Source organism: Streptomyces sp. NPDC055103, assembly GCF_053607625.1.
This window is the reverse complement of the sequence record NZ_JBSGTX010000022.1, coordinates 102,594-109,080: the sequence shown is the minus strand read 5'-3', so window position 1 is coordinate 109,080 and position 6,487 is coordinate 102,594. Positions and strand designations below refer to the sequence as shown.

Genomic DNA, 6,487 nt, shown 5'->3' with positions numbered 1-6,487 from the left:
GTGTTGAACGACGGCAGGATCGCCGCCGAAGGCACCGCCGAGGAGCTCAAGCGCCTCGTCCCCGGCGGACACGTACGCCTCCGCTTCACCGACCCGGCCGCGTACCAGAGGGCCGCCGCCGCGCTCGGCACGGCCGCCAGGGACGACGAGTCGCTGTCCCTGCAGATCCCCAGCGACGGCACCCAGCGCGCACTGGGCTCCCTTCTCGGCCGGCTGGACTCCGCCGGCATCGAGGCGGACGAGCTGACCGTCCACACCCCCGACCTCGACGACGTGTTCTTCGCCCTCACCGCCGCCGCCACCGTCCCCCACCAGACCGAGGAGAACGTCCGATGAGCTCCCTCTCCCTCGCCGTGCGCGACTCGTCCACGATGCTGCGCCGCAACCTCCTGCACGCCAGGCGCTACCCGTCCCTCACCCTGAACCTGCTGCTCACGCCTGTCATGCTCCTGCTGCTCTTCGTCTACATCTTCGGCGACACGATGAGCGCGGGCATCGGCGGCGGCGACCGCTCCGACTACATCGCGTACCTCGTCCCGGGTCTGCTCCTGATGACCATCGGCAGTACGACCATCGGCACCGCGGTGTCCGTCTCCAACGACATGACCGAGGGGATCATCGCCCGCTTCCGCACCATGGCGATCCATCGCCCCTCGGTCCTCGTGGGACACGTCGTCGGCAGCGTCCTGCAGTGCGTGATGAGCGTGGTCCTGGTCGGCGCCGTCGCCGTCGCCATCGGCTTCCGGTCCACCGACGCGACCGCCCTGGAGTGGCTGGCCGCCTTCGGGCTGCTCGTCCTCTTCGCCACCGCCCTCACCTGGATCGCCGTCGGCATGGGCCTGATCAGCCCGAACGCCGAGGCCGCCAGCAACAACGCGATGCCCCTGATCTTCCTCCCGCTGATCTCCAGCACCTTCGTCCCCCTCGCTTCGATGCCCGGCTGGTTCCAGCCGATCGCCGAGTACCAGCCCTTCACCCCGGCCATCGAGACCCTCCGCGGCCTCCTCCTCGGCACCGAGATCGGCCACAACGGCTGGCTCGCGGTCGCCTGGTGCTCCGGCCTCACGGTCCTCGGCTACTTCTGGTCGACCTCGAAGTTCAACAGCGAGTCGAAGTAAGCGGCCGGTGTGACCGTGCGAGCCTCCCCGCCCCACCCGTTCCGCTCCAGGGCGGCGTACACCGACACCACGTCGGAGTGCGCCGCCCTCGGCGTTCCCGGCGTTCCCGGCGTCCCCGGTGTTTCCGGCGCGCTCGGTACCAGAGGCCGCGGACCGAAGACCATGGACCGAGGAGCGTGGACCGAAGACCGAGGACCGAAGACCGAGGGACGTGACAGGGGTCATCCGGCGATTGACCTCTTACTCTGGGGGGATGAGCGCCCTCGAACCCCGCGACGCCGACGCCGACGTCGATGTCGTCACCGCCCCCGGCCCCGGACCCCGTGCCGCACACGACGACACCAAGGGGTCCGTCCTCGACGGCGACCACCGGGCGCTCAGTATCGGCATCGTCTCCGTCGTCCTGCTCATCGCCTTCGAGGCGACCGCCGTCGGCACCGCGATGCCCGTCGCCGCCCGCGAGCTGAACGGCGTCTCCGTCTACGCCTTCGCCTTCTCCGCGTACTTCACCACCAGCCTCTTCGGCATGGTCCTGGCCGGCCAGTGGTCCGACCGGCGCGGGCCGCTCGGCTCCCTCGCCACCGGAATGACCGCATTCGCCGCCGGACTGCTCCTCTCCGGCACCGCCGCCTCCATGTGGATGTTCATCCTCGGCAGAGCCGTGCAGGGCCTGGGCGGCGGCCTCGTCATCGTCGCGCTGTACGTGGTGGTCAGCCGGGCGTACGCGGAACACCTCAGGCCCGCGATCATGGCCGCGTTCGCCGCGAGCTGGGTCGTCCCCTCCGTCGTCGGACCGCTCGCCGCCGGAACGATCACCGAGCACCTCGGCTGGCGCTGGGTCTTCGTCGGCATCCCCGTCCTCGTCGTCCTCCCGCTCGCCCTCGCCCTCCCCGCGATACGCAGGACCGCGTCGGGCCCCGCCGACCCGACCGTGCCCGTCGCCCCCTGGGACCGGCGGCAGATCGGACTGGCTCTCGCCATCTCGGCCGGCGCGGGGCTGCTCCAGTACGCGGGGCAGGAGCTGCGCTGGCTCTCCCTGCTCCCGGCCGCCGCCGGCGTCGCGCTCCTCGTGCCCGCCGTACGCGGGCTGCTGCCGGGCGGCACCGTCCGGGCGGCGCGCGGCCTGCCCTCGGTCGTCCTGCTGCGCGGCATCGCCGCCGGGTCCTTCATCGCGGCCGAGTCCTTCGTCCCGCTGATGCTGGTCACCCAGCGCGGTCTGAGCGTGACCCTGGCCGGGCTCTCCCTCGCCGTCGGCGGCCTGACCTGGGCGCTCGGCTCGTGGATCCAGTCCCGGCCGTGGACGGAGCCGTACCGCGAACGCCTGGTCGTCCTCGGGATGGTCCTCGTCGCCCTCGCGATCGCGGCCGCGCCGAGCGTGCTGGTCACGGCGGTGCCGGTGTGGGTGGTCGCGGTGGCCTGGGCCTTCGGCTGTCTGGGCATGGGCGCGGTGATCGCCTCGACGAGCGTGCTCCTCATGAAGCTCTCGGCCCCGGAGGAGGCGGGCGCGAACTCGGCGGCCCTCCAGATCTCGGACGGCCTCTCGAACGTCCTGCTCCTCGCGGTGGGCGGCGCGGCCTTCGCGGCCCTCGGCGGCGGCGCGGTGGGCCACGCGGTGAGCTCCCACGCGGCCACGGGCTCCCACCCGGGGGCCTTCGCCGCGGTCTTCCTGCCGATGGCGGGGGTGGCGGCGGTGGGGGCGTGGGTCGCTACGCGGCTGGAGACGGATACGGCGCGAGGGTGATTACGGTGGTACCGGAATGACCCCATGGTGGTACCGTTCTGGTATGGCTATGAACCTGCGTCTCCGCGACGACCAGACCGAAGCCCTCAAGCTCCGCGCCGACCAGGAGGGCACCAGCATGCACGCCATACTGCTGCGGGCTGTCGACGACTACCTGGCGCGTACCGCGCAGGAGGCGATCGTGCGCAAGACGGCCATGGAGCAGGCGACCAAGTGGCATGAGCTGATGGAGCGGCTCAAGTGACCTGCGTCTATCTCTCGGCCGAGGACGTCCTGGTCATCGCCGAGCACGCGGTCGACGATCAGAAGATCGTCGTCCGTGACGCCGGACTGCTCGACTCGGCGGTGCACCGCCCCTCGGCCGCGATGTTCGGTGAGGAGGCCTACCCGGACATCGTCGACAAGGCCGCCGCGCTACTCCAGTCCCTCGCGATCAACCGCCCCTTCGTCGACGGGAACAAGCGCACGGCCTGGCTGTCCTGCGTCACCTTCCTCGCCATGAACGGCGTCCAGCTGCGGCCGGACATCGACGCCGCGGAGCGCCTGGTCATCGCCGTGGCGACCGGGGAGACCGACGAGGTCGCGGAGATCGCACGCGGGCTCCGCGAGTTGGTCGTCGCCGACGTGAGCTGAATCGCAACCGCGCCTTCCCCACCCCGTTTCATACGAGGTTCCGACCGGGCCGCCGGTAAGGTGGCCCGGTTGTCATATCTGGACGAGCGTCGAACCCGGAGATCGTGACTACTACCACCACCTCCTCCCACCACCTCTCTCCCGCCTTCCCCGGACGGGCCCCTTGGGGTACCGCCGGCAAGCTGCGTGCCTGGCAGCAGGGCGCCATGGACAGGTACCTCCAGGAGCAGCCCCGAGACTTCCTCGCCGTCGCCACCCCCGGCGCCGGCAAGACGACCTTCGCCCTGACCCTCGCGTCCTGGCTGCTGCACCACCACGTGGTGCAGCAGATCACCGTCGTCGCGCCCACCGAGCACCTCAAGAAACAGTGGGCCGCCGCCGCCGCGCGGATAGGGATCAAGCTCGACCCGGACTACAGCGCCGGGCCGCTCAGCAAGGAGTACGACGGGGTCGCCATCACCTACGCCGGCGTCGGAGTCCGGCCCATGCTCCACCGCAACCGCTGCGAGCAGCGCAAGACCCTCGTCATCCTCGACGAGATCCACCACGCCGGAGACTCCAAGTCCTGGGGCGAGGCCTGCCTGGAAGCCTTCGAGCCCGCCACGCGGCGCCTCGCGCTCACCGGCACCCCGTTCCGCTCCGACACCAACCCCATCCCCTTCGTCACGTACGAGGAGGGGAATGACGGGATCCGCCGGTCCTCCGCGGACTACACCTACGGCTACGGCAACGCCCTCGGCGACGGCGTCGTCCGGCCCGTCATCTTCCTCTCCTACAGCGGCAACATGCGCTGGCGCACCAAGGCCGGCGACGAGATCGCCGCCCGGCTAGGCGAGCCGATGACCAAGGACGCCGTCTCGCAGGCCTGGCGCACCGCACTCGACGCCAAGGGCGACTGGATGCCGAACGTCCTCCGGGCCGCCGACCAGCGCCTCACCGAGGTCCGGAAGTCGATCCCCGACGCGGGCGGGCTGGTCATCGCCTCCGACCAGGACTCGGCCCGCTCGTACGCCAAGCTGATCCGCGAGATCACCGGCACCAAGGCCACCGTCGTCCTCTCCGACGACACCGGCGCCTCGAACCGCATCGACGAGTTCAGCGAGAACACCGACCGCTGGATGGTCGCCGTCCGCATGGTGTCCGAGGGCGTCGACGTCCCCCGCCTCTCGGTTGGCGTGTACGCGACGACCATCTCGACCCCCCTCTTCTTCGCCCAGGCCGTCGGCCGCTTCGTGCGTTCACGCAGGCGCGGCGAGACCGCCTCCGTGTTCCTTCCGACGATCCCCAGCCTCCTCGGCTTCGCCAACGAGATGGAGGTCGAGCGCGACCACGTCCTCGACAAGCCGAAGAAGCAGGGCGAGGAGGACCCGTACGCCGAGTCCGAGAAGGAGCTCGCCGAGGCCGAGCGCCAGCAGGACGAGGACACCGGCGAGCAGGACATGCTGCCCTTCGAGGCGCTGGAGTCCGACGCTGTCTTCGACCGGGTGCTGTACAACAGCGCCGAGTTCGGCATGCAGGCCCACCCCGGCAGCGCCGAGGAGCAGGACTACCTCGGCATCCCCGGCCTCCTCGAACCCGACCAGGTCCAGCTGCTGCTGCAGAAGCGCCAGGCCCGGCAGATCGCGCACAGCCGCAAGAAGCCGGACGACGAGGCGGACCTCCTGGAGCTGCCCGCGGAGCGGCGCCCTGTCGTTTCCCACAAGGAGCTCCTGGAGCTGCGCAAGTCGCTCAACACGATGGTCGGCGCGTACGTCCACCAGACCGGCAAGCCCCACGGTGTGATCCACACCGAGCTGCGGCGGGTGTGCGGCGGACCGCCGAGCGCCGAGGCCACCGCCGGCCAGATCCGTGAGCGGATCAAGAAGGTCCAGGAGTGGGCCACCCGCATGCGGTGACCCCTCGGCGGCGAGTCGCCGCCGGACGTCGAAGAGGCCCGTACGAGTCTGCGCGTACGGGCCTCACGCGTCCCGCCGAGACGGAACACGGCCCGGAGGCAGGCCCCCACGGTCGGCCTCCGGGCACCTTCCAAGCTAGACACACGACAAAGCCGATCTTGTCAGCCAAAGTCCTTCGACCGGCCGACGAAAGTCCCGAACCGTCTCGTTCCGGGCCCCGACGCCCGGATTCTGGACGAGGTCTTCCGCTGAGCGGAGCGGGTCGCTACTGTCCCGGCTCAAAAGCAATCGCCCCGTGGCAGCGCCGCCGCGGAGCGCAGCCGGTGTACCCCTTCCTGCCGGCGGCCTCTGACGTGCGTCGCCGACGGGACCGGCGTCGCAATCCCGTGAGAGCCCGCCGCCACTCACTCCGAAGGAGAGGGCGTCGTGACCGCGGAAACCTCCCAGACGCTCGACCGGGGACTCAGAGTCCTCAAACTGCTCGCCGACACCGACCACGGCCTGACCGTCACCGAGTTGTCCAACAAACTCGGGGTCAACCGGACGGTGGTCTACCGCCTGCTGGCCACCCTCGAACAGCACGCCCTCGTCCGCCGCGACCTCGGCGGGCGCGCCCGCGTCGGCCTCGGTGTGCTCCGGCTCGGCCGTCAGGTGCACCCGCTGGTGCGCGAGGCCGCCCTGCCCGCGCTGCGCTCGCTCGCCGAGGACATAGGGGCCACGGCCCACCTGACGCTCGTCGACGGGGCGGAGGCGCTCGCCGTCGCGGTCGTCGAACCGACCTGGACCGACTACCACGTCGCCTACCGGGCCGGCTTCCGCCACCCGCTCGACCGGGGCGCGGCCGGCCGCGCGATCCTCGCCGCCCGCCAGGGCTCCCTGATCGAACCCGGCTTCACCCTCACCCACGGTGAGCTGGAGGCCGGCGCGAGCGGCGCCGCCGCGCCGCTGGTCGGCGTCACGGGCGTCGAGGGCAGCGTCGGCGTCGTGATGCTCGCGGACGCGGTACCGGAACGAGTGGGCCCGAGGGTCGTGGACGCGGCCCGCGAGGTCGCCGACGCGCTGCGGTAGGCGGCCCGTTGGGGCATCGCGCCGAACCGGGG

6 protein-coding genes and 1 pseudogene are annotated in these 6,487 nt (G+C 71.2%); all 7 read left to right on the top strand.

All coding sequences use genetic code 11. The features are described from left to right. Positions 1–336, top strand: a pseudogene (locus ACWFR1_RS16660) (ABC transporter); the annotation flags it as partial. Beyond that, positions 333–1,118, top strand: a complete 786-nt coding sequence (locus ACWFR1_RS16655; protein ID WP_453551519.1) for an ABC transporter permease — start codon at positions 333–335, stop codon at positions 1,116–1,118. The pseudogene ACWFR1_RS16660 and the gene ACWFR1_RS16655, both read left to right, overlap by 4 nt. Before the next feature lie 253 nt (positions 1,119–1,371). Beyond that, positions 1,372–2,859 carry an MFS transporter gene (locus tag ACWFR1_RS16650; protein ID WP_453551517.1) on the top strand — a complete coding sequence of 496 codons (1,488 nt, stop codon included), beginning with the start codon at positions 1,372–1,374 and terminating at the stop codon, positions 2,857–2,859. Between the two features lie 43 nt (positions 2,860–2,902). Continuing rightward, on the top strand, positions 2,903–3,103 hold the full coding sequence (locus tag ACWFR1_RS16645) for a CopG family transcriptional regulator (RefSeq protein ID WP_453551514.1): 201 nt from the start codon (positions 2,903–2,905) through the stop codon (positions 3,101–3,103). Beyond that, entirely contained in the window at positions 3,100–3,492 is a 393-nt protein-coding gene (locus ACWFR1_RS16640; protein ID WP_453551511.1) for a type II toxin-antitoxin system death-on-curing family toxin, read from the top strand. The genes ACWFR1_RS16645 and ACWFR1_RS16640 overlap by 4 nt, the downstream gene beginning before the upstream one ends. A 104-nt stretch (positions 3,493–3,596) precedes the next feature. Beyond that, on the top strand, positions 3,597–5,387 hold the full coding sequence (locus ACWFR1_RS16635; RefSeq protein WP_453551509.1) for a DEAD/DEAH box helicase: 1,791 nt from the start codon (positions 3,597–3,599) through the stop codon (positions 5,385–5,387). A gap of 426 nt (positions 5,388–5,813) precedes the next feature. After that, complete coding sequence (locus ACWFR1_RS16630) at positions 5,814–6,455, top strand: IclR family transcriptional regulator (RefSeq protein WP_017237054.1); 642 nt, start codon at positions 5,814–5,816, stop codon at positions 6,453–6,455. Positions 6,456–6,487 lie beyond the last annotated feature (32 nt).

Bases quoted from the DNA above. Each gene is read 5' to 3' on its own strand.
- ACWFR1_RS16655 (WP_453551519.1), top strand. From the start codon at position 333: ATGAGCTCCCTCTCCCTCGCCGTGCGCGACTCGTCCACGATGCTGCGC.
- ACWFR1_RS16650 (WP_453551517.1), top strand. From the start codon at position 1,372: ATGAGCGCCCTCGAACCCCGCGACGCCGACGCCGACGTCGATGTCGTC.
- ACWFR1_RS16645 (WP_453551514.1), top strand. From the start codon at position 2,903: ATGGCTATGAACCTGCGTCTCCGCGACGACCAGACCGAAGCCCTCAAG.